The organism is Rhizobium sp. F40D2 (genome assembly GCF_051810745.2).
Classification (GTDB): Bacteria; Pseudomonadota; Alphaproteobacteria; order Rhizobiales; family Rhizobiaceae; genus Rhizobium.
In genome coordinates this window covers 237881-259671 of sequence record NZ_JBPWQX020000004.1, presented here as the reverse complement: position 1 = coordinate 259671, position 21791 = coordinate 237881, and the positions used below count along the sequence as shown (strand labels likewise).

General features: G+C 61.3%; 20 protein-coding genes. 15 read left to right on the top strand and 5 right to left on the bottom strand.

Annotated features, from left to right (window positions below; all coding sequences use genetic code 11):
- Window position 1: 1 nt before the first annotated feature.
- Entirely contained in the window at window positions 2–904 is a 903-nt protein-coding gene (locus tag ACS4RS_RS29865; protein ID WP_088930297.1) for a LysR family transcriptional regulator, read from the bottom strand.
- 91 nt (window positions 905–995) lie between these two features.
- On the opposite strand from ACS4RS_RS29865, the gene ACS4RS_RS29860 reads away from it, so the two are divergent.
- The 4 genes from ACS4RS_RS29860 to ACS4RS_RS29845 all read left to right on the top strand — a co-directional run bounded on the left by ACS4RS_RS29860 (window position 996) and on the right by ACS4RS_RS29845 (window position 4393).
- Entirely contained in the window at window positions 996–2015 is a 1020-nt protein-coding gene (locus ACS4RS_RS29860) for an NADP-dependent oxidoreductase (protein WP_003592071.1), read from the top strand.
- Between the two features lie 60 nt (window positions 2016–2075).
- Window positions 2076–2375, top strand: a complete 300-nt coding sequence (locus tag ACS4RS_RS29855; RefSeq protein WP_003592070.1) for a putative quinol monooxygenase — start codon at window positions 2076–2078, stop codon at window positions 2373–2375.
- Between the two features lie 341 nt (window positions 2376–2716).
- Window positions 2717–2902, top strand: coding sequence for a hypothetical protein (locus ACS4RS_RS29850; RefSeq protein WP_003592069.1), 186 nt, complete (start codon window positions 2717–2719; stop codon window positions 2900–2902).
- Window positions 2903–3253: 351 nt separating this feature from the next.
- Complete coding sequence (locus tag ACS4RS_RS29845; protein WP_439012571.1) at window positions 3254–4393, top strand: MarR family transcriptional regulator; 1140 nt, start codon at window positions 3254–3256, stop codon at window positions 4391–4393.
- A gap of 3 nt (window positions 4394–4396) precedes the next feature.
- On the opposite strand, the gene ACS4RS_RS29840 is transcribed toward ACS4RS_RS29845, so the two are convergent.
- Window positions 4397–5443: a Gfo/Idh/MocA family protein gene (locus tag ACS4RS_RS29840; protein ID WP_439012570.1), complete on the bottom strand. Its 1047-nt coding sequence runs from the start codon at window positions 5441–5443 to the stop codon at window positions 4397–4399.
- Window positions 5444–5808: 365 nt separating this feature from the next.
- On the opposite strand from ACS4RS_RS29840, the gene ACS4RS_RS29835 reads away from it, so the two are divergent.
- The 9 genes from ACS4RS_RS29835 to repC all read left to right on the top strand — a co-directional run bounded on the left by ACS4RS_RS29835 (window position 5809) and on the right by repC (window position 16373).
- Entirely contained in the window at window positions 5809–7107 is a 1299-nt protein-coding gene (locus tag ACS4RS_RS29835; protein ID WP_439012569.1) for an ABC transporter substrate-binding protein, read from the top strand.
- A 200-nt stretch (window positions 7108–7307) separates the two neighbouring features.
- Window positions 7308–8237 carry an ABC transporter permease subunit gene (locus ACS4RS_RS29830; RefSeq protein WP_439012568.1) on the top strand — a complete coding sequence of 310 codons (930 nt, stop codon included), beginning with the start codon at window positions 7308–7310 and terminating at the stop codon, window positions 8235–8237.
- Entirely contained in the window at window positions 8234–9076 is an 843-nt protein-coding gene (locus ACS4RS_RS29825) for an ABC transporter permease subunit (RefSeq protein ID WP_439012567.1), read from the top strand. The genes ACS4RS_RS29830 and ACS4RS_RS29825 overlap by 4 nt, the downstream gene beginning before the upstream one ends.
- 41 nt (window positions 9077–9117) lie before the next feature.
- Window positions 9118–10356 carry an ROK family protein gene (locus ACS4RS_RS29820; RefSeq protein ID WP_439012566.1) on the top strand — a complete coding sequence of 413 codons (1239 nt, stop codon included), beginning with the start codon at window positions 9118–9120 and terminating at the stop codon, window positions 10354–10356.
- 47 nt (window positions 10357–10403) lie between these two features.
- Complete coding sequence (locus tag ACS4RS_RS29815; RefSeq protein ID WP_439012565.1) at window positions 10404–11258, top strand: TIM barrel protein; 855 nt, start codon at window positions 10404–10406, stop codon at window positions 11256–11258.
- A gap of 22 nt (window positions 11259–11280) precedes the next feature.
- A complete protein-coding gene (locus ACS4RS_RS29810) occupies window positions 11281–12342 on the top strand; it encodes a sn-glycerol-3-phosphate ABC transporter ATP-binding protein UgpC (RefSeq protein ID WP_439012564.1) in 1062 nt (353 codons plus the stop codon).
- Window positions 12343–12576: 234 nt separating this feature from the next.
- Window positions 12577–13785, top strand: a complete 1209-nt coding sequence (repA, locus tag ACS4RS_RS29805; protein ID WP_439012563.1) for a plasmid partitioning protein RepA — start codon at window positions 12577–12579, stop codon at window positions 13783–13785.
- Window positions 13786–13854: 69 nt separating this feature from the next.
- The gene (gene repB, locus ACS4RS_RS29800) at window positions 13855–14823 is read left to right on the top strand and encodes a plasmid partitioning protein RepB (RefSeq protein WP_439012562.1); all 969 of its coding nucleotides are present in this window, start codon (window positions 13855–13857) and stop codon (window positions 14821–14823) included.
- A 221-nt stretch (window positions 14824–15044) separates the two neighbouring features.
- Window positions 15045–16373 carry a plasmid replication protein RepC gene (gene repC, locus ACS4RS_RS29795; RefSeq protein ID WP_439012561.1) on the top strand — a complete coding sequence of 443 codons (1329 nt, stop codon included), beginning with the start codon at window positions 15045–15047 and terminating at the stop codon, window positions 16371–16373.
- Here repC and ACS4RS_RS29790 read toward each other — a convergent pair.
- From ACS4RS_RS29790 to ACS4RS_RS29780, 3 genes are all read right to left on the bottom strand, one after another.
- Window positions 16355–18160: a methyl-accepting chemotaxis protein gene (locus ACS4RS_RS29790; RefSeq protein ID WP_439012560.1), complete on the bottom strand. Its 1806-nt coding sequence runs from the start codon at window positions 18158–18160 to the stop codon at window positions 16355–16357. The two genes, repC and ACS4RS_RS29790, sit on opposite strands and share 19 nt — an antisense overlap.
- Window positions 18161–18170: 10 nt before the next feature.
- Complete coding sequence (locus tag ACS4RS_RS29785; RefSeq protein ID WP_439012559.1) at window positions 18171–19157, bottom strand: cytochrome c peroxidase; 987 nt, start codon at window positions 19155–19157, stop codon at window positions 18171–18173.
- A gap of 199 nt (window positions 19158–19356) precedes the next feature.
- On the bottom strand, window positions 19357–19836 hold the full coding sequence (locus ACS4RS_RS29780) for a ProQ/FINO family protein (RefSeq protein ID WP_439012558.1): 480 nt from the start codon (window positions 19834–19836) through the stop codon (window positions 19357–19359).
- Window positions 19837–20069: 233 nt separating this feature from the next.
- Here ACS4RS_RS29780 and panC point away from each other — a divergent pair, with 233 nt between their 5' ends.
- Both panC and panB read left to right on the top strand, forming a co-directional pair.
- Window positions 20070–20972, top strand: coding sequence for a pantoate--beta-alanine ligase (gene panC, locus ACS4RS_RS29775; protein WP_449314130.1), 903 nt, complete (start codon window positions 20070–20072; stop codon window positions 20970–20972).
- Complete coding sequence (gene panB, locus ACS4RS_RS29770; protein WP_449314129.1) at window positions 20969–21790, top strand: 3-methyl-2-oxobutanoate hydroxymethyltransferase; 822 nt, start codon at window positions 20969–20971, stop codon at window positions 21788–21790. Before panC ends, panB begins: the two co-directional genes overlap by 4 nt.
- Window position 21791 lies beyond the last annotated feature (1 nt).

Sequence of the window (21791 nt, the reverse complement as noted above, 5' to 3'; positions counted from 1 at the left end):
GTCAGGCCAAATCGGCCAACATCATCAGAAAGGCGCGAACAGCCGGGTTGGTGCGGCGGCTCTCGGGCCAGACTGCGGTGATGTTGTGGCGGTCTACAGCAAATTCCAACAGGATCGGTTTCAACTCCCCGCGCTTGACCCAGGCGGCGGCGGCAAAGCTCGTGCCCATTCCGATGCCGGCGCCCGCAGCGATCGCGGCCATAACGCCTTCACTTGCATCGACAACGATGCCTGAGGATGGAACGATTTCGACCTCACGTGCCCCGATTTGGAACGGCCAGCGAAACACTTGGCCCGTGCTTTGATAGCGCATATTGACCGTCTCGTGTTCCTCGAGCTCGTTCGGATGCTTCGGGATACTACGCTTCGCCAGATATTCGGGCGATGCGTAGCAGCAGAGCCGATGCGGCGACAGCCGTCGCGACAGAAGGCGCGAGTCGCTAAGTTCGCCAATACGGACAGCTAGATCTATTCCCTCTTCGATAAGATCGACCATTTGGTCGCTGAGCCGCAGGTCAATCGTAACGGTCGGATACAGCCTTCTAAATTCCGCAAGCGCGGGCGCGATGACATGCAGGCCGATCGGCAGAGACGTTGCAATCCGTAAGTTCCCAGACGGCGCCGCGCGCGCCGCTTTTGCCACCTGCTCGATTTCTTCCGCATCGCGTAGTAGCCGAAGCGTACGCTCATGCAGCTCGCGCCCCTCGTTAGTTAAGGTCAGCGAGCGTGTCGTGCGGGTAAAGAGCGCGACCCCAAGATTCTGTTCAAGCCGCTGCACGCTTTTGCTGATCGCTGATGGGGAAATGGACAGTGATCGGGCCGCAGCCGTGTAACTGCCTAGCGATCCGGCTTTCGCAAAGGCAATAAGTCCCGTCAGTCTGTCGATGCCCATTTGTTCCTTCATGGCATTATTAAAGCGAACATTGTCCCTATTATCAATATCCAGCCGATCGCCTATCTTCTGAAGAACAACCCAGCTTTGAAGAGAGGCGATCATGACTGAAATGATGAAGGCAGTTCGACTACATGAATTTGGCGGCCCCGATGTGTTGATGTACGAGGACGCGCCTCGACCTATGCCAGCACGTGACGAAGTGCTGGTTCGCATCCATGCTACGAGCCTCAATCCACCGGACCTCTATCTGCGTGACGGCTATCGGGCTTTGCCTCCGGAATGGCAGCCCACTCCAAGCTTTCCTCTGATCCTGGGAACTGACGTTTCGGGAGTGGTCGCAGCAATGGGTGAGGATGTCGCGCAATTCAGTGTCGGCGATGAGGTCTACGCTATGGTCCGCTTCCCGGACGACCTGATGAAAGGTAGCGGCGCTTACGCCGAATATGTCAGCGTGCCCGTATCGGAGCTGGCGAGAAAGCCTACCGGAATTGATCACGTCCATGCGTCCGGCGCGCCGATGTCGGTGCTTACTGCCTGGCAGTTTCTGGTCGCTCTCGGCCATGACGCACCCAATCCATTCCAGTCATTCCCTCATGCGCCATCTCCGCTCGAGGGCAAACGTGTTCTGATCAACGGCGCGGGAGGTGGTGTTGGTCACCTGGCTGTCCAAGTTGCGAAGTGGAAAGGTGCAAGCGTTACCGCGGTCGCCTCCGGGAAGCACGAGGCGCTTCTCCGCGACCTTGGCGCGAACGAGTTCATCGACTACACTAGGACTTCCGTCGAGTCCGTCGCACAGGATTTCGATCTGGTGATGGATGCCGTCGGCGGCTCGAACATGGAGCGCTTCTTAAGCGTCATCAAGTCGGGCGGAGCTCTGTTTCTCGTTAATCCTCTAGGTTTCTCCGGTCAGGCGGAAGCTGGCAGACGCGATATTACAGTCTCATCCACCCAGGTTCGCTCCAATGGTGCGCAACTGGCCGAGATCGGTCGACTGCTCGACAACGACACAATTCGGGTCGTCATCGACAGCCTATTTCCATTGGCGGAAGCGGCGGCTGCCCATCAGCGCGCTTCGCAAGGGAGTATCCAGGGCAAGGTCGTACTCAAGGTGGCTTGGTGACCTCAGCTCACCGATCGAAAAAGGCCGCCCCTCAGAGCTCGACAGCGCAAGGAACGCGTCATGCTGATAATCACAGGATATATGCACATCGATCCGGCTGACGTGACGCAATTTCTTGCCGAGTTGATGGAGCTTGCGATTGCTGCGCGAAAGCGGCCCGGAAACATCTCGTACGACGCCGCACCGGCCGATCCGCAAGCCGGGAGGGTACTAATTTCGGAACGTTGGTCCGATGAGGACGCGCTCAGCGCTCATCTTGACGCCGCCGATACTGTCGCTTTCGTTGCCCGGTGGCAGGGCCGTATGAAAGGCGATGTCAGGAAGTTTGACGCTTTGAATGAAAGGCGCGTGCTGGATTGATAGAAATGTCGCGATGGAGCGTTTGGCTTCACGTGAAGTTGGGGAGCACTTGACAGAGCCCGTTCCCCCAGAGCCGGTACAAGGCGCTCCCTGGGTCGCCACGAGATGCGCCGCGACGGTTGGCTATCACCGTTGATTACTGATACCGGTCCCATAGTTGAACGATTGTTAGGGGCGTCGACAGACACTCTTTCGACTTCGGACCGGCTACAAGACTTCCAAGGAATAACGCAATCTTGATCGACGCCAGCAGTTTACCGAGAAGGGTATCGGCCTATCTGCCTGGCAATCACATCAAAGATAAAGATGCTGGCCCTCGGCCAGCGATGGGAGGGTTGGGGATGTTTCAAATTCGGAAATGGCTGGCTGCAATGACAGCCATTGTCGCGGTCGCCGTCTCGTCCTCCTGCACGACGAGTTCCGCCGACTCGGTGCAAACCGGTTCGGTCGGATACAGCAGCGTCGACTATGGCCTCAGACCCGCCTGCCGGGACGGCTTCGGCAACGACCGGCCTTGCAGCTATTGATCGCCCCGCCGCTTGACGAGCGCCATCAGTAGCCGCGGGAAGCAGACTATCAATTCGGGTTCAGTTTTGTCGTGATCGTTCAAAATAGCGCTTTACGATGTTCTTGACTTCCCTTGAACTGAACCTCGGCATCCATCTGTGCGGTATCGCGACGGTCTCTTCAACAGACCGCCACGTGCGTAACTGTCCAATTTTCTCCGGATCAGCGTCTTTGCGGACAGTCAGATAGATGAATTCCGCCTGCCGTTCCGACCTCCTGAAGCAGGTGATGGAATACACGTCTACTTGAAAATCGTTACGAACCGTATCAAGCGTGATACACACCGAGATGTTGCTCTAGGAAAGACGGTCATGCGGTATCTTCGGTCAGGGCCGCGTCGGCTTCACACCCAGGAGACGGGCGTTCCGCGCGCCAAAACGGTGGGTCTGAGGTCGGGCGAAATCGCCGACCGGAATATTCGCGTCATTCTGGAAGCGATCCGCAGGCATGGGCCGCTGACGCGCACCGAGCTTGGTCGGCATAGCGGGCTGACCGGGCCCGGCATTACCAATATTCTGCGTCGGCTGGCGGAAGAAAAACTCGTCACGTCAAACCGCCGCAATGGCCTTGGCGGCGGCGCAACCGCCACGGAATTCGCTCTGCGGCCGGAAGGCGCCTTCTCGGTCGGGGTCAAGCTTCGCCAGCGGCGCGGTGAGATTGTGCTCATCGACTTGAGTGGCCAGGTGCATGACCGGGTCTATTTCGACGTGGATCCAGCGGACAGGGTCGGCGCGGTGCATGCCGTCGCCAGGGACATGGTCGATCGTCACGCTGCCTTGCCGATCATCGGGCTCGGCATCGCCGCCAAAGATTGGACGGAGGACGAGAGCGACGCGATCGCCGCGATGTCGACGGTCGCGCGTCCCTATGTCGAGAACGAATGCACGGCAAGCCTGCTTGCCGAGCGCACCATCGGCAGCGCCATGCCGGAGGGCTGCCTGGCGATGATCATCATCGACGACGACGTCCAGGCCGGTTTTCTCGTTCGCGGCGTTCCCTATTCCGGCGTGCATGGTCGGGCGGGCAGCATCGGCGAAATGCTGACCGGGCCTGACAATGTCCAGCTCAACACCGTCGTCGGATTCCATTCCCTACGCTCACGCATCGGCGACGAGGATTTCGCCCGCCTGCTCAACGGCGAGGAATTCTCCTGCCCCCTGCTGTCGCAATGGATACGCGAGGCCGCCGGCCACCTGCTCGATCCGATCATCGCCATGGCCGGCTTCCTTGCCCCGAGCGTCGTCATGATAGGCGGCGATCTGCCGCAAGGCGTGATCGAAGCGCTGATCCATCAACTTTCCATCGAGCGGCGCGACACCTCGACAAGACCGCTGCTAACACCCTGGATCTCGCCGATGAAACCGGCGAGCTTCAGCGGCGGCGGCGTGGCACTCGGAGCCGCTCTCCTCCCCTTCCTCAACACCTTGCTGCTGCCGCCGGCTTCGGCCTGATGCTCAGGTCAGCGCTTCATCGGCGTGGCTGAGGTCGGAAGCCAGCGCCTTGTCCAGAACCTTCTGAATATTGGCGGCGCGGCGGAAGGACGGCTCCTGCGTCTTGCCGGCCCGCACGGCCTGGACGAAACGCTGGTAGTTGGTCTCGACGGGATCGAATGGCACGTCGCGCCAGGTCGCGGTGTGCACGTCGTCGCCAAGACAGGCGCGCAGCGTCGATTGTCCTGTGTCGTAAATCATCTCGATCGAGCCGGTTTCGCCATAGACCCTGAGGCGCAACTGATCCATCTGACCGGCGGCGGTGCGCGTCGCCTGGATCGTGCCGATCGCGCCATTGGTGAAATCGACATTCATTGTGAAGCTGTCATTGGCGTCGAGATCGTATTCGCCGATCGTATGGCCCGGCGCCTTGTCGAAGGTCTTTAGCCGCGCAAAGACATGGGCGACGTCGAGGCCGGAACCATACGTGGCGAAATCGACGATGTGGATGCCGATATCGCCGAGCGCGCCGTTCGAGCCGTGCTTCTTGCTCAGCCGCCACAGCCACTTGCTTTCGCTCTTCCAGTCGCCCCAGTGACGGCCGACCAGCCAGCTTTGCAGATGGGATGCCTCGACATGGCGCACCGCGCCGATTTCGCCGGCGAGCACCATCTGCCGGCCTTTCTGCAGGGCGGGCGAATTGCGATAGGTGAAATTGACCATGCCGACCTTGCCCGAGCGTTCGATCGCCTCGGTCATCTCCATCGCCTTGACCGCATCGGTGGCGAGCGGCTTTTCACAGAAGACGTGTTTGCCGGCAGCGATTGCCTGAAGTGTCGTCGGATGGTGGATGCTGTCGGGCGTGACATTGGCAACCGCGTCGAATTCGCCCCAGGCGAGAGCCTCTTCCAGCGAGGTGAAATGGTTGGCGATGCCATGGTCGTTGCAGAAGGCGGCAAGCCTTTCCGGAACGACATCGACGCCGCCCACGACGCTGACGCCTTCGATCGCCTTAAATCTCGAGGCATGCTGGTTGGCCATGCCGCCGGTACCGAGAATGAGTAAACGCATCTTGTCCTCCATGAGTTCGCTTCCGGCTGCCGCGCAGCCGGGCAAAAACCGCACTCGCCATCGCGGCCGTCCGCGATCGCCTCATGCTTCTTCAGGAAAATTGCGGTGGATGCGCCACGCGTCCGAAAGCGCGCTCCGTCACGTCGATGGCGCAAATCCTTTTCGAAAAATCGATCTCGATTTTCCGGAGTTCTGCGCTAGCTGCTGTTGATTGTCGCCAGCATCTCAACCTCCCGGCTCTGGCCTCTCAAGCTGTGGCTTGACATCAAATCAAAGTAACTTAATCTAATTAATGCAGCACGGAAATGAGGAGAGGTCAACTGACCGCCAGGCTGTATCCGTTCAAAATGGGGAGGAGACCCATCATGAAGAGCGCCACCGTCAGCGCATTTGCGCTGAGCACCATGTTATTTTCAGCATCCGTTTCATTTGCCCAGGAACTTGCAACCAAAGACAGGATCGGCCTTGCCGATGCGCCGAAATCTCTCGTCGTCCGACTGACCAACGACAGCCCGAACAATGCGGATCCGGCGATCGCCGAGGGCTATCAGAAGCTCTTCGTCGATTTCATCAAGAAGCATCCCGACTGGAAATTGCAGATGCAATTCATGTCGTCTGATATCGGCACCGAACAGGCCAAGATGCTGGAGCAGGCCAAGGCCGGCAATGCGCCGGATTGCGCCGCCGTCGACTCCTTCGTGCTCTCGCAGTTCATGGTCAACCACGTGCTGGCGGACTTCACGCCCTATTTCTCCAAGGAAGAAGTGGACGATCTCTTCCCCTTCATCCGCGACGGCATCACCGACAAGGACAAGACGGTGCGCGCCTGGTGGTGGGATACGGACCTTCGCGTGCTCTACCGCAACAAGTCGATTGTATCAGATGCGCCGCAGACCTGGGACGATCTAAAGAGAGCCGCCCTTGCCTCCACCAAGGAAGGAATGGAAGGCGTGCTCTTCAACGGCGGGCGCTGGGAAGGCACGACCTTCGACTGGCTGGCGAACTATTGGGCGCTCGGCGGCAAGCTCGTCGACGACTCGGGCAAACCGGTCTTCGGCGAAGGCGAGAACAAGGAGAAATTCCTGAAGGCGCTGAACTATTTCAAGGATCTCGTCGATTCCGGCGCGGCCCCCAAGCGTGTCAGCACGATCGCCAATTACGACGACATGAATGCCGCGGCAGCTGCCGCGACCACAGCCCTCTTCATCGGCGGCAATTGGCAATATGCCCAGCTGAAGTCCACGCTCGACGAAGACGAGTTCAAGAACTGGACCTTCTCGCCGATCCCCGGTCCGACGGCCGATCAGCGCTCGACAGGCACCGGCGGCTGGACGATCGCCTCGTTCAGCAAGGACAAGGACAAGGTCGAGATGTGCGCCAACCTCGCACGCGAGGTCTATATGGGGCCGGCAAACGCACTGCAGCAGCAGCTGCCGACCCGCAAATCTCTGTTCGACAAGTATGAAGTCTTCTCGACCGAAGCCAACAAGACCTTCGCCAAGGCTCTGGTCGACGGACAGGCGCGCCCCGGCGTGCCGATCTATCCGGAAATATCAAACCAGATCCAGATCATGATGGGCGACGTGCTCTCTGGGACCAAAAAGCCAGAGGATGCGTTGGATGCTGCATTCAATGCGGCGATGGAGGCTTACAAGCGTCTGTGATGCTGCGGTTAAGCTCAGGAGATTGGCGAGAGCAGCCCCTGGCTGCCGCCACCTTCTCCCCGCGAGCGGGGGTCTGAAGGACGGGTCGAGGCCCGAGGCTCGACCCTGGTCGGTTAGGGTGAGGGGCCGCCATCCGCACGACAACGACGGCGCCTGCCCGCAGGCACCGTCGACATTGCCAAACCCGGACAGGGAAGCCAATGAGCCCTATTGCCATCGAGGTTGACAGCCCGCCTCAAAGCAGAACGTTCATGCGCCGTTTCGCTGGGGCGCCCCTGCCCTGGATCATGCCGGTGATCGTCGTTATCGGCATATTCTACCTCTACCCCGTGATCGACGTTTTCCGGCTTTCCTTCACCAATGCGACGCTGATCGGCGACACTCAGGACTACACGCTGGGCTCGATCGTCAATGCGCTGAGTTCGCCGCAACTGCCCGACATTTTATGGGCGACCCTGATCTTCGTCGGCGGCAGCGTCATCGGTCAGCAGATCCTCGGCCTTGCGGTCGCCGTCACCGTCATCCGCGGCGAAAAGCGCGGCCTGTTCGGTACCACCATCCTCAGGACAACGGCGCTCATCGCCTGGGTCGTGCCGGGCATTGCCGGCGGCATCATCTGGCAGATGCTGTTTTCCGAAGCGCCTTACGGCGCGCTGAACAGCATCCTCAGGCTGATGCACTTGCCAACCGTCGCCTGGCTTTCCGATCCCGCCATGGCCCCATGGTCGACGCTGATCTCCAACATATGGCGCGGCACGGCCTTTTCGATGGTAGTAATGTATGCGGCGCTGAAGGCGATCGATCCCTCGCTCTATGAGGCCGCCGAAGTCGATGGCGCAACGGCATCGCAGCAGTTCTTCTTCGTCACCCTGCCGCAGCTGCGCGCCGCCATCCTCGTCAACATGATCCTGATCACCATCCAGACAGTGAATACCTTCGACGCGATCATCACGTTGACCGGCGGCGGGCCGGGGCGCGCGACCGAAGTGATCTCGCTCTACGTCTTCAACATCGTTTTCAGAAACTACGATCTTTCCGGCGGCAGCGTGCTCTCCGTGCTGATGCTGATCATCAGCCTCGGCCTTGCCTTCGTCTATGCCTCGTTCCTGCCGAAGGAGGAAGAGCAATGAGTGGACGGACTGGAACGCGGCTCGGCGATGCCTTGAGCTATCTTTTCATGCTGGTGATGTTCGTTTTCTTCGCCGGCCCCCTCACCTATCTCCTGTCGATGGCGATGCGTGACAAGCGCGAGATCTATCGCGGCGCAGCGCGCTATATTCCTCAGAACCCCACAATCGAGAATTTCATCACCGTGCTGAACAACAGCTATTTTCCAATCTATCTTTGGAACGGCCTCAAGCTTGCGGCCTTGAGCGGGATCGGCGTGCTGATCGTTGCACTGCCCGCGGCTTACGCCTTTTCCCGCTTTCAGTTCCGCGGCAAGGGCCTGTCGATGATGGGACTGCTGCTCTTCCAGATGATCTCGCCGCTTGTCATCATGGTGCCGCTCTACCGCTACATGAACCGGCTCGGCATGCTGGACACCCATTTTGCCGTCGTCATGGTCTATATCGCGCTCGGCGTTCCGCTGGCGACCTGGCTCTTGAAGAGCACCGTCGACGGCATCCCGCGCAGTCTCGACGAGGCCGCGATGATCGACGGATGCAACCGCTTCTCGGTCTTCTGGCGCATCGTCCTTCCCCTGTCGGCGCCGGGCATCGCCTCGGTCTTCATCATCACGGTGATTGCCGGCTGGTCGCAATTCCTGGTGCCTTTCCTGTTGCTCACCAAAAATGACCTGATGCCGATCGGCGTCGGAATCTTTAACTTCCGCGGCATGCAGACCGACTCGTCCATCCAGTTGCTTGCCGCCGCCTGCCTGATCTCGGTCGTTCCGGCAATCGTGGCCTTCCTGTCGCTCCAGAGGCTGATCCTCGGCGCGATGACCAGCGGCGCGGTGAAGGGATGAGGGTCGGTTCAGTCTCGATGATTGATGAAGGATTCGACCCTATGAACCAGACACTCGGCGCCAGGCCTTCCCCCGATCTGACCGGCGCCAATGTCGAGGATGCCGGTGAGCACAACAGAGCGGTCGTCCTGCGCTGCATTCACCGCCAGGCGCCGACTTCGCGGGCCGAAATCGCGAGGCGGACGGGTTTTACCAAACCGGCGATCGCCCGCATCGTCGACCGGCTGCTGGACGAGGGCCTGATCATGGAAGCCCGCCGGCGGCATGGGCTGCGGGGCCAACCGGCGATCGAACTCGAAATCAATCCGGATGCCTGTTTTGCAATCGGCATCAACATCGACCGCGACCATCTGACGATCCTGGCGGTCGATGCCGTCGGCAATGTCCGCGCCCGCGTGCACCACGAAAAGCGCTTCATCCTGCCGGCGGAATTCCTGCAGCTGACATCGGATGCGATTTCGCATTTCCAGCGCAGCCGGCTGATCGACGATGCGCGGCTCGCCGGCATCGGCTTGGCGATGCCGGATTGGCTCGGGGAGATTTCGCTGCTCGGCAAGCCCAAGGCCTATCAGGAATGGACGGCATTCGACGTGCGCGCGGCACTCGAAAATCTGACGCAGCATCCTGTCTTCATCGAAAACGAGGCCAATGCCGCAGCCCTTGCCGAGCTCGATTACGGCCTCGGCGCCGAGAGCAGTAGCTTCTTCTACATCGCCATCAATGCCTGCCCGGGCGGCGGCCTCGTGCTCGACGGCAACGGTCACCGCGGCGCCATGGGCCTCAGCGGCGAGATCGGCTGGCTTCCCATTGCCGACGGTCGAGACGAGAAGGCCCATAAGGTCCAGCTTCTCGGCGAAATATTCTCGCTGTTTTCACTTTATGACTTTCTTGCCCGCCACGAGGTCGAGGTGAGCGTTCCGCACGATCTGCTCTCGCTGGATGCGCATGGCAGGCGCCTGGTTTCGCAGTGGCTGAAGGCAATGAGCGCGCATCTGGCCGTCGCGGTGAAGCATATCGGCTTGATCGTCGATCCCGACGCCGTCCTCGTCGGCGGCCGGCTGCCGATCCGCATCGTCGACGAGTTGCTGCGCTATGTGCACGAACATCTTGACGCCGAGGACACGAGCCTGCCCTCGCTCCATCGCGCCTCGCTCGGCGAGGATGCCTCCGCAATGGGGGCGGCAGCCATGCCGATGGCGGCAGCCCTGATGCTCGCATCGGCTGACGCTGTCCAACGCACACGTTCGCCGCTCAAAAACATGGATCGCCTCAATAGCTGAAACGGCCGTCATGGCCCCAGGGATTTTGGTGAAGATGGGAGGATTTGGTGCAGATCGGCTTTTACACCTCGACATTCAATGACCGCCCGCTTGAGGAAGTGGTGGACTTCGCCGCCTCGGCGGGTTTCGACGCCATCGAAATCGATATCGGCGGCCATATCAAAACGCCCGACCAGGTGGAGGCCGCCGTCGCGCTCGCCCGCAGCCGCGGCCTCTTCGTCTCGTCGGTCACCTGTTTCGGCAATCAGCTGGATGCCGACCGCGACAAACGCCGGCAGCTTCGGGCAAGAACCGCCGAGTTTGCCAAGGCGATCGGCGGGGCCGGCGTTCCGATCTTCGTGATCTTCCCGGGCCGCGACGACAGCGCCGGCGAAGGCGCCAATTATGACGACTTCGCCGACTTCGCGAACGGGCTGATCGCAGAGACTCGATCAAGCGGCCTCACCTTCGCGATCGAAAACTGGCCGGGGCCCAGAGACAATTTTATCGGAACGACGCCGCGGGGATGGCAGGAGCTTTTCCGCCGCATCGAGGATCGCCGTTTCGGCCTGGAATTCGATCCCTCGCACCTCATCCGCATCGGCATCGATCCCTATCGGGCGATGGAGGCGGTTAAGGATCGCATCGCCATCCTGCACGCCAAGGACACGGCAATAGATCCGGAGGCCCTGCAAGCCATCGGCTACCACGGCAAAGGCTGGTGGCAATACAAACTGCCGGGGCAAGGCCTCATCGATTGGCCGCGGCTGCTGCGCCAGGCGCGCGCATCGGGCTTTGACGGCACGCTGTCGATCGAGCACGAGGACGCCGCCTATGGCTGGCCCGGCAAGGATCTCGCTGCACGCAAGGAGGGCGAGCGTCTCGGCCTCGATTATCTCAAAACGGTCCTGAGCGGACTTTGACGGCGATTTCGGGAGGACTGTTATGGCTCATGTTTCGGTCAACAATGCGCGCAAGGATTACGGCGCATTCAAAGCCATCAAAGGCGTGTCGGTCGATATCGGCGACGGCGAGTTCGTCGTCCTCGTCGGCCCATCGGGCTGCGGGAAATCCACCCTTCTCAGGATGATCGCCGGCCTGGAGGGCATCACCTCGGGAAAGATCCAGATCGGCAAGCATATCGTCAACGAGCTTGCGCCGAAGGATCGCGACATCGCCATGGTCTTCCAGAACTATGCGCTCTACCCGCACATGACCGTCGCTAAGAATATGGGCTTTTCCCTGCGGTTGAAACGCATGCCGAGGATGGAGATCGACCAGCGGGTCGGCAATGCCGCCAAGATCCTCGGTCTCGAGACCCTTCTCGAGAGGTACCCGAAGCAATTGTCGGGCGGCCAGCGGCAGCGCGTCGCCATGGGCCGGGCGATCGTGCGCGATCCGGCCGTCTTCCTGTTCGACGAGCCTCTGTCAAACCTCGACGCCAAGCTCCGGGTGCAGATGCGCTCGGAGATCAAGGAACTGCACCAACGGCTGCAGACGACGACCATCTACGTCACCCACGACCAGATCGAAGCCATGACCATGGCCGACAAGATCGTCGTCATGAAGGATGGTCTGATCGAGCAGTCGGGCTCGCCGCTGGAACTCTACGACCGGCCGAACAACCTGTTCGTCGCCGGTTTCATCGGCTCGCCGGCAATGAATTTCATCCATGGCAGCATGGGAGACGACGGGTTCAAAACCGCCGACGGCCTGCTGCTGCCGAGCGAGCGCCGTCCGCGCGATGCCGTGACCTATGGCATTCGCCCCGAGCATATCAGGCTCGACCCCGGCGGCATCGAGGTGACGACAGTGGTGGTAGAGCCCACAGGTTCGGAAACGCTCGTCATCGTCCGGCTGGGCACACAGACACTAACCTGCGTCTTTCGGGAGCGGATCAGGGCCGCCCCCGGCGACGTTCTGAAGATCGCGCCGATCCATGATTCCGTTCACCTGTTTGCCGCCGACGAGCAGCGGATCACGTCAGGCGAAGCCCCGCTTGAGTAAGCCCGCCGAATGCCCCCTCCCCTTCGGCCGGGCGGCGGCCGGGGGGCGCGTCTTCCGCGCCCCCGGCCCCGAAAGCTCCTAGCGCTTTAAGACACCGGCCAAGTGCCTGAACCAGCGCTGAAAAGGTTAATACGCGTTAACCTTAAAATTCTTGGCCGGCATCGGAGAATCGCGGATAATAACGGTTAGAAGGGCTTCTGATCCCGAAAATCGTTATCCGAAAGATTGCTGCCGATGAACGCTAATTTGACCGCCTTGAACAAGGCGCCGTTGCATTTCGAGGATATGATCCTCGAACAAGGCGACGTGATTTCAAAGAAGCTCCATCTGCTCAGCGTGCAGCGCTTTCCGCCGAATGCGAAGAAGACGTTGCGTAACTTCTCGCTGGCGGAGGTCGCCAATTACGTCGGCGCCTCGCAAAGCACGCTGAAGAAACTGCATCTCGAAGGCAAGGGCCCCTGCCCGCAGACATCGCCCTCCGGGCGCCGCTCCTATACCGCCGAGCAGATGCTGGAGCTGAGGCGCTATCTCGATGCCCACGGCCGGTCCGAGAGCCGCATGTATGTCCCGCATCGCCGCGGCCACGAGAAGCTGCAGGTCATTGCGGTCGTCAATTTCAAGGGCGGCTCCGGCAAGACGACGACGGCGGCCCATCTTGCCCAGCATCTGGCGCTGACCGGCCACCGCGTGCTTGCCGTCGATCTCGATCCGCAGGCATCGCTGTCATCGCTGCACGGCTTCCAACCGGAATTCGACCAGGCCTCGTCCCTTTATGAAGCGATCCGCTACGACGGCGATAAGAAGCCGCTCTCGGAAATCATCCATAAGACGAATTTTCCCGGCCTCGATATCGTGCCGGCCAATCTCGACCTGCAGGAATATGAATACGATACGCCGCTTGCCATGGCCGACAAATCGACCAATGACGGCAAGACCTTCTTCACCCGTATATCGCGGGCGCTCGCCGAGGTCGACGACCGCTACGATGTCGTCGTCATCGATTGCCCGCCGCAACTCGGCTACCTGACGCTGACGGCGCTGACGGCGGCGACCAGCGTGCTGATCACCATCCATCCACAGATGCTCGACGTCATGTCGATGGGTCAGTTCCTGCTGATGCTCGGCGGCATCCTGAAGCCGATCCGCGCGGCCGGGGCCGAAGTGAACCTCTCCTGGTATCGCTATCTCATTACCCGCTACGAACCAACAGACGTGCCGCAGGCGCAGATGGTCGGCTTCATGTCGACCATGTTCCATGAGTTCATGCTGAGAAACCAGATGGTCAAATCGACGGCGATCTCCGATGCCGGAATCACCAAGCAGACACTCTACGAGGTCGAGCGTTCGTCGATGAACCGGGGAACCTATGACCGGGCGCTGGAGGCGATGGACGCCGTCAACGCGGAGATCGCAGAGCTTATTCATCAGGCATGGGGACGGTGAATTTGTCGGCTGACAAATTCACGGTTTCATCAAGCTGAATCAATTGATTGACCGACATCGGAGGAAGCGATGGCACGAAAGAATCTCCTGGAAGGGCTGGCCGACATGCCCGACGAGAATGCAGGCGCGCCGAACTATCCGATGCGCGGGGCAGGCCGCTCGCTCGTCCGCTCGCTGGATGAGCTTGCCAAACAGGCCGAGAAATTCCTGGAAGGCGAAGCGGTGGTCGACCTCAATCCCGATGTCGTCGAGGCCTCCTTCGTCAAGGACCGCCTGACGGAGGATGACGAGGAATTCCGCGCGCTGGTCGAAGCGATCCGTGCACGCGGACAGGACACACCCATTCTGGTGCGACCCCACGCCAAGATCGACGGCCGCTATCAGGTGGTCTTCGGTCACCGGCGGCTGCGCGCCGCCCGCGAGCTCGGCCGCAATGTGAGGGCCGTCGTCAAGTCGATCGACGACCGCACCCATGTCATTGCCCAGGGCCAGGAGAATTCGGCCCGGGCCGATCTCACCTTCATCGAGCGGGCGCTCTTCGCCGGGCGGCTGGAAGAACTTGGTTACGACAGGGAGGTCATCGCGACCGCCCTTGCCGCCAATGCCGCGTCGATCTCGAAGATGATTTCGGTGATGGACCGCATCTCGCCGGAGGTCGTCCGGGCGATCGGCCCCGCACCCGGCATCGGCCGTGAACGCTGGGTGGAGCTTTCGCTGCTCGCCGGCAAGGCCTCCAATGCGGCAGATATCGCCAAGGTCATGGACGAGGACGAGTTTCCTCGGCTGCCGTCCGACAAACGTTTCGAAGCGCTCTATGCGGCGCTGAACAAGAGCGCCCGGCCGGTGCGGAAGACGCAGGCCGCGGCAGGGAAAGTCAAATGGCAGCCGCGGGACAAAGCCGTCCAGGCGGAAATGAAGAATGACGGCAAGGCGTTCTCGCTTTCGATGAAAGCGAAGAATGCCGGCCGCTTCGGGGAATTTCTCTCCAGCAGGCTGGATGCGCTCTATGAGCAATTCCTCGCCGAGGAGAGCAAATAAGGAGCTGAAACCGCAAAAGAAAAAGGCCCCCAAACGACCTGAGTCGTGGAAGCCCTTCTCCTATCCTTAAGCAAGACAGAGAATCGCATTTTCACGAATCCCAGTCAAGAGTCCTGCAGCGCTGCTCGTGTCTTTTCAGACGCGTAAAAGGCGCTCCAGCACTCTTATCCTCGCATCGTTTCGGTGAGCGGATTTCTTTTGCCTGATGAGAGGTGAAGGAAATGGAGAGTGAAGCTGTAACGACGCCCTTCGGGCGGCGGCCGATGTCGCTTGCCATGCTGCTGAAACAGCGGCGCGGTGAAGCAATCGCGGCCGGCACCACACGCAACAAATGGAAGCTGTTCCGATCGGTCTGCGAAGCCCGGGCAGGGCTCGACGTGACCGACCGGGCGCTGACGGTGCTCGATGCACTGCTGAGCTTTTATCCGGAGGACGAACTCTCCAGCGAACGCGGGCTGGTGGTCTTTCCCTCGAACGCGCAGCTTTCGCTGAGAGCCCGCGGCATGGCCGCCGCCACGTTGCGCCGGCACCTAGCGGTCCTCGTCGAGGCCGGCCTCATTTCCCGCAAGGACAGTCCGAACGGCAAGCGCTATATCAGGCGGAACAGGGAAGGCGGCATCGGCGAGGCCTACGGCTTCAGCCTGGCGCCGCTGCTTGCCCGCGCCGCCGAGATCGAAGCGATCGCCGCACGCATTGCCGCCGACCGGCAGATGCTGCGGGGGATGAAGGAGCGGCTGACCATCTGCCGGCGCGACATCGTCAAGCTCGTTTCCGCAGCCATCGAGGAAGCGATCCCCGGCGACTGGGAGCATGTCACTTCGATGCTTCATGCACTGCTGCAGCGCATCCCGAAGGCGGCAACGCTCGAAAATCTCCCGCCGATCCTCGAAGAACTCGAGACGATCCGCCTCGGCATCATCAACGCATTGGATTTACAGGAGAAAGTTCAGCCAGCGGGCACCAATGAATCCCAGATTGAGCACCACATACAGAATTCGAATCCCGAATCCACATCTGAATCTGAACCGGGCTTGGAAACCGGGCTGGAGGGGAACCGGGATCCCGAGCCGAGGCCTGAGCTGGAAAGGCGCGAACCGGGAATGGCCGGCAAGGACGGGGAGGGATCGCGGGCCAGTGTCCGGACGAATGCCCGGAAATTGAAATCCTTCCCGCTTGGCATGGTCCTCCAGGCCTGCCCTGATATCGTCGACTATGGGCCGGGCGGCATGATCGCCAGCTGGCGGGATCTGATGATGGCGGCGGTCGTCGTGCGCTCGATGCTGGGCGTCAGCCCTTCGGCCTATGAGGAAGCAGCCTCGGTGATGGGACCGGAGACCGCCGCCACCGTCATGGCCTGCATCCTGCAGAGGGCAGGGCACATCAACTCCGCCGGCGGTTACCTCAGGGACCTCACCCAGCGCGCCCATCGCAGCGAATTCGCGCTTGGCCCGATGCTGATCGCGCTATTGCGGACAAAGGACCGGTTTTCAGACGGGCCGGCGCATAGGCCGGAGGTCGGCACAGATCTCGTTCAGGCAGCGTCGCGATAGGGCCGCGAGCCGGGCTCGGCTCTGCCCAGTTCGAACTGGGTGACCAGTTCGCGCAGGCGCTCGGCCTCGCCGGCGAGCGTGACGCTGGCGGCGGTGGTTTCCTCCACCATCGCGGCGTTCTGCTGGGTCACCTGGTCGAGCTGGTGCATGGCCGAATTGACTTCCGACAGGCTGGTGGCCTGTTCGCGCGCCGAGGCTGCCAGCGTTTCCATGCGCTGGTTGATATCGACGATGAAGCGGCCGATGTCGCCAAGCGCTGCGCCGGTCTGGTTGACCAGCTCGACGCCGCCGGCGACCTTGGCGGATGCCCGCCCGATCAGCTCCTTGATCTCCTTGGCGGCCTGGGCCGAGCGCTGCGCCAGTTCGCGCACTTCCTGGGCGACCACGGCAAAACCCTTGCCGGCCTCGCCGGCGCGGGCAGCCTCGACGCCGGCATTCAGCGCCAGCAGGTTGGTCTGGAAGGCGATCTGGTCGATGACGGCGATGATGTTGTTGATCTGTCTGGAGGATTCCTCGATCTGGCCCATGGCGTCGACCGTCTGAGCCACCACCTTGCCCGATGCCAGGGCGCTGCGATTGGCGTCGTCGGCGACGTTGCGAGCCTCTTCGGCAATCTCGAAGGCTTCCGTGACTTTGGCGGTGACGGCATTCAGCGCCGCAGCGGTCTGTTCCAGCGTCGCCGCCTGCCGTTCGGTGCGGCCGGAGAGTTCGTTGGAGCCGTTGCTGATCTCGCGGGTGCCGGAATTGATGATCGACACGCTTTCGGAGACGGAAAGCAGCGTGCCGCCGAGCTGCTCGACGGAAGCGTTGAAATCATGCCTCAGCGGTTCGAATTCCGGTGCGAACCGCTCCGAGAGCTTGAAGGCGAGATCGCCCGCCGCGAGCCGCTTCAGCCCGGCCGCCAGCCCTGATGTGGCAATCGTCAGCCGCTCGGCCGCGCTGCGTTCGGCCTGCTCCTGATCGACCAGCCGGTTTGCTTCCGCCAGCCGCCGGTTCTCCTCGGCCTCGCTTTCGAGCCGCGTGCGGGCGATGGCATTCTGACGGAAGACTTCCACCGATCCGGCCATCAGGCCGATCTCGTCGCGGCGCCCGGCATAGGGGATTGCCTTGTCGGTCTCGCCGCCCGCGAGCGCCTGCATGGAGTGGGTAATGCGCTGGATCGGGCGCGACACATGCCGGGCTATGGCGATCAGAATGCCGAGGCCGATAATGGCGGCGAGGCCCGCCAGGGCCAATTCGATTTCGATTTTCGTCTCGAGCGCGCTACCGGCTTCGGCGACGCTCTCGGTGGCGATCTTATCGACGATGGTGTTGACGGCGGCAATGCCGGTCAGGATCGCCTGCTGCGAGCGCGCCAGCTTCTCGGTGGTCGGCACGTCGTCGGCCGGCTGCAGGCCGAGGCTGACCTTGACGTCTTTTTCCCAGACATCATGCGCCTGGCGCAGCGAGCGCACGCCCTCGGTCAAGGACGCTGCAAGATCGATGCCGCCGAGCTCGTCGAGCGATTGCGTCAGCGCGCCGTTGCTCTCGTCGAATTCGGTCTTGACCTCGGCCGCAGAGACAAAATTGGTCATCGACAGCACCCGGTCGACGACCGATGTCGCCTGCCTGAACTGCTGTTCGATATGGGCGGAGGCCAGCTTGGCGTTCACCGCCTCCTGCACCACCGCGGCGACCCGGGTCTGGCCGGTGACCGACTGGTAGCCGATCAGGAATGCGCTGCCGAAACCGACGACGATGGTCGCCACCATGGGCACGAGAATCTGCATGCGTATGGAGAGTGTCATCGTCTGCACCTCAGTTCGGCAGCGTCGGAAGGGGGATGTCCTGCTTCTCGGCGGTCAAGGTTCCGAGAAAGGCGATCAGATCGCTGCGCTCCTGATCCGTCAGCAGAAAGGCCGACATGTCGGGATCGAGCGACGGGCGGCTGACGCCGCCGCTTTCATAATGGGAGATCACCTCGTCCATACTCTTCAGGCTGCCGTCATGCATATAGGGACCACGATAGAGCGTGTTGCGCAGGCCGGGCGTCTTGAAGGCATATTTATTGCCAGGGCTGCTCGGATCGATCTTGTAGCGGCCGATATCGTCGCTCGGCAGACCGATGTCATGGAACTTGTTGTCGGTGAAATTCCAGCCCGAATGGCAGGCGGAACAGCCGGCCGTGCCGGTGAACAGCTCGAAGCCGCGTTTGGCGCTGTCAGAAACCGCCTTCTCGTCACCATCAACCCAGCGGTCGAAGGGCGACCAGTTGGAAACCACCGTCCGCTCATAGGTGGCGATCGCCGTCAGCAGCGTTTCCTTGCTGATGCCCTTGTCCGGGAAGACCTCGCCGAACCAGTTTTTGTAGTCGGGTATATCCTGCATTTCTGTGACGGCGTCGTCGAGCTTGCCGTTCATTTCGGCGGCAGCGGTGATCGGGCCTGCCGCCTGCTGCTCCAGGTTCGGCGCGCGGCCGTCCCAGAAGAAGGGCGAGACCCAGGCAACGTTCAGAACCGTCGGTGCCTGGCGCCCGAGCGCGGTATTGGCCGCGCCGATCGGCGTCTTCACAGGCGTCTCGAAGCCGAAGGACGGGTTATGACAGCTGGCGCAGGTCATATTCTTATTGCCGGAAAGCCTGGGATCGAAGAACAGCATCTTACCGAGCGTCGCCAGTTGAGGGGAATAGGCCGTTACGCCCTCGAAGGGCACGGTCAACGGCCGTTTATAGGCGGAAAGATCGGCGGCCGCGCCGGGCTGGACTGCGGCCAATGCGAAGAGGGAAGCTGCAATCTGGAGACGCATCGTTCTAGCAAGTCCGGAGGAAGTTTCTGGCTGATGCTAAATTTAGCGCAATTGCATTAATGGTATGTAAAGCAAAATATACTTGAGGCAGGCACGAAGGATTTGCCGGCTGGAGTTGTATCGCAGATATTTATCCCTGCGAAATACAACAGCAGGTTACTATTCCTTCATTGCAGATGGACGACGACGCGATTTAGCCTCATCCCGCTCTGGCTGACGAACTCTTCCTATTGAGAAGGGCCGCGCGGATCTGTTCGTTCTTGCTCAACAGGGGAGGGGGAACCGGTGCAGGCTGCTCGGGCGCCTCGGCCTTGCCGATATTCTGCTTGAGGCTGAGGAAACGTTTCTGCGCGACCAGCCGGTCTTCCGACGACAGCGGCTCGACGGGCTCGCCGTCCACGCCATGGCGCATGGAATCGGGCTGGGCGCTGGCGAAATAGTAGCGCCGGCAATGGACATAGGCGGCCGTCGCGCGTCTCAACGTCGTCACGCCCGCGTCGGGCTTCAGGAGCGGGCGCAATTCATTGAAGAGGCCGACGGCAAAGGGGAGGATCGGATCTCCGGCCTTCGCCGGAAGCACGCCCACCGGCCGGATCAACAGCGTGTTGATCGCGTTTGCCTTCTCGATGTCGAGCTCGGTTGCCGCAATCGGCCCGCGGCTGATCTTCCAGGGTTCCATGCATTCTCCATAGCGACCGACTGTGATGGTATCTTGACGGACAGGGGCAATAGCGTTGCCGCTCGCATATTGCCAGCCCCGCTGCAAGCTGCCATTTCCGGGCGGATATAGGCCGGCCCTATCGGCCGGCCATTGCATCTAATCGTTTTTATCGCGGAATATGCATTGACCTCCAGCATGGATTACACTTCATATCCGCGCCCAAGATGAGTGACCGGCCGCGGGGAGGATATATGCGGGTTTTCTCGAGCATTGACGAGCTGCGCCACACGCTTGATGCGCTGAAGCGGCAGGGTCGCACCGTCGGCCTGGTGCCGACGATGGGCTATCTCCATGCCGGTCATATGGAGCTCGTATCACGCGCCCGGGCCGAGAACGATCTCGTCGTCGTCTCGATCTTCGTCAATCCGCTGCAGTTCGGCGCGGCCGAAGATCTCAGCAAATATCCGCGCGATCTGGAGCGCGATTCGGCCATGCTCAAGCAGGCCGGCGTCAATTTCCTGTTCGCTCCCGGCGTCGCGGACATGTATGCGCGCCCGATGAAAACCGTGGTCGACGTCCCCGATCTCGGCCGCGAACTCGAAGGCGCGGTCAGGCCAGGGCATTTCGCCGGCGTCGCCACCGTCGTCTCCAAGCTCTTCAATATCGTGCAGCCGCAAACCGCCTATTTCGGGGAGAAGGATTACCAGCAGGTCGTCATCATCAAACGCATGGTGGATGATCTGGCGGTGCCGGTGCAGGTGATATCGGTGCCGACCGTCCGGGACGGCGATGGCCTCGCCTTGTCGTCGCGCAATGTCTATCTCAGCCCCGAGGAGCGGCGTGCTGCGGTAATCGTCCCGCAGACCCTCGACGAGGCCGAGCGCCTGGTTGCCGACGGCTTGACGAACGCCAAGGAATTGGAAGCGAAGCTCACGACCTTTCTCGGTCGCGAGCCTCTGGCAAAGCCCGAAGTCGTCGCCGTCAGAGACGCCTCGACGCTTGAGCCGGTCGGCTCGATCGAAGAGCCTGTCGTCGTGGCGCTTTTCGTTCGGTTCGGTTCGACGCGGCTCCTCGACAATCGAGTCGTCCGCAACAACCGGGTTGCCGGGGTGATCGGCGGGAAGGGCCAGCCGGGAAAGGGAGTGACGAAATGAGCGCCATCGGATCTCAAAAGCGCCTGACGCCGACCCGCATCTCAGCCATGAAGGGCGGCAAGCCGATCGTCTGCCTCACCGCCTATACGACGCCGATGGCGCGCCTGCTCGATGAGCATTGCGATTTGTTGCTGGTCGGGGATCTGCTCGGCATGGTGCTCTACGGCATGGAGACCACCCTAGGCGTCACGCTCGACATGATGATTGCCCACGGCAAGGCGGTGATGCGCGGCGTCGCCAAAGCCTGCGTCGTCGTCGACATGCCGTTCGGCAGTTATCAGGAATCGAAGGAGGTGGCCTTCCGCAATGCGGTGCGCATCCTGCAGGAAACCGGCTGCGATGCCGTCAAGCTGGAAGGCGGCGAGGAAATGGCCGAGACCATCGCCTTTCTGACGAAGCGGGGCATCCCGGTCATGGGGCATATCGGCCTGATGCCGCAGCAGGTCCAAACCGCGGGAGGCTATCGTTCCGTCGGCCATTCCGAACACGAGACTTCGAAGATCCGGCGCGACGCGCATGCCATCGGCGGCTCGGGTGCCTTTGCCGTCGTCGTCGAAGGCACGGTGGAACCGCTCGCCCGGGAGGTGACGTCAGCCATCCACATACCGACCATCGGCATCGGAGCGTCTTCCGCCTGCGACGGCCAGGTTCTGGTATCCGACGATATTCTGGGGCTTTTCAACGATTTCACGCCGCGTTTCGTCAAACGCTACGACGAACTCGGCAAGAGGGTTGCAGCGGCTGCCGCGGCCTATGCCGACGAAGTCCGATCGCGAAAATTTCCAGCCGCGGAGCATACGTTCAAGCGGCGGTCCTGAA

Coding starts and splice junctions, on each gene's coding strand:
- ACS4RS_RS29790 (WP_439012560.1), bottom strand. CDS start 18,160: ATGACACTCTCCATACGCATGCAGATTCTCGTGCCCATGGTGGCGACC.
- ACS4RS_RS29825 (WP_439012567.1), top strand. CDS start 8,234: ATGAGTGGACGGACTGGAACGCGGCTCGGCGATGCCTTGAGCTATCTT.
- ACS4RS_RS29835 (WP_439012569.1), top strand. CDS start 5,809: ATGAAGAGCGCCACCGTCAGCGCATTTGCGCTGAGCACCATGTTATTT.
- repC (WP_439012561.1), top strand. CDS start 15,045: ATGGAGAGTGAAGCTGTAACGACGCCCTTCGGGCGGCGGCCGATGTCG.
- ACS4RS_RS29865 (WP_088930297.1), bottom strand. CDS start 904: ATGAAGGAACAAATGGGCATCGACAGACTGACGGGACTTATTGCCTTT.
- ACS4RS_RS29855 (WP_003592070.1), top strand. CDS start 2,076: ATGCTGATAATCACAGGATATATGCACATCGATCCGGCTGACGTGACG.
- panC (WP_449314130.1), top strand. CDS start 20,070: ATGCGGGTTTTCTCGAGCATTGACGAGCTGCGCCACACGCTTGATGCG.
- panB (WP_449314129.1), top strand. CDS start 20,969: ATGAGCGCCATCGGATCTCAAAAGCGCCTGACGCCGACCCGCATCTCA.
- repA (WP_439012563.1), top strand. CDS start 12,577: ATGAACGCTAATTTGACCGCCTTGAACAAGGCGCCGTTGCATTTCGAG.
- ACS4RS_RS29785 (WP_439012559.1), bottom strand. CDS start 19,157: ATGCGTCTCCAGATTGCAGCTTCCCTCTTCGCATTGGCCGCAGTCCAG.
- ACS4RS_RS29810 (WP_439012564.1), top strand. CDS start 11,281: ATGGCTCATGTTTCGGTCAACAATGCGCGCAAGGATTACGGCGCATTC.
- ACS4RS_RS29840 (WP_439012570.1), bottom strand. CDS start 5,443: ATGCGTTTACTCATTCTCGGTACCGGCGGCATGGCCAACCAGCATGCC.
- ACS4RS_RS29850 (WP_003592069.1), top strand. CDS start 2,717: ATGTTTCAAATTCGGAAATGGCTGGCTGCAATGACAGCCATTGTCGCG.
- ACS4RS_RS29845 (WP_439012571.1), top strand. CDS start 3,254: ATGCGGTATCTTCGGTCAGGGCCGCGTCGGCTTCACACCCAGGAGACG.
- ACS4RS_RS29860 (WP_003592071.1), top strand. CDS start 996: ATGACTGAAATGATGAAGGCAGTTCGACTACATGAATTTGGCGGCCCC.
- repB (WP_439012562.1), top strand. CDS start 13,855: ATGGCACGAAAGAATCTCCTGGAAGGGCTGGCCGACATGCCCGACGAG.
- ACS4RS_RS29780 (WP_439012558.1), bottom strand. CDS start 19,836: ATGGAACCCTGGAAGATCAGCCGCGGGCCGATTGCGGCAACCGAGCTC.
- ACS4RS_RS29830 (WP_439012568.1), top strand. CDS start 7,308: ATGAGCCCTATTGCCATCGAGGTTGACAGCCCGCCTCAAAGCAGAACG.
- ACS4RS_RS29820 (WP_439012566.1), top strand. CDS start 9,118: ATGAACCAGACACTCGGCGCCAGGCCTTCCCCCGATCTGACCGGCGCC.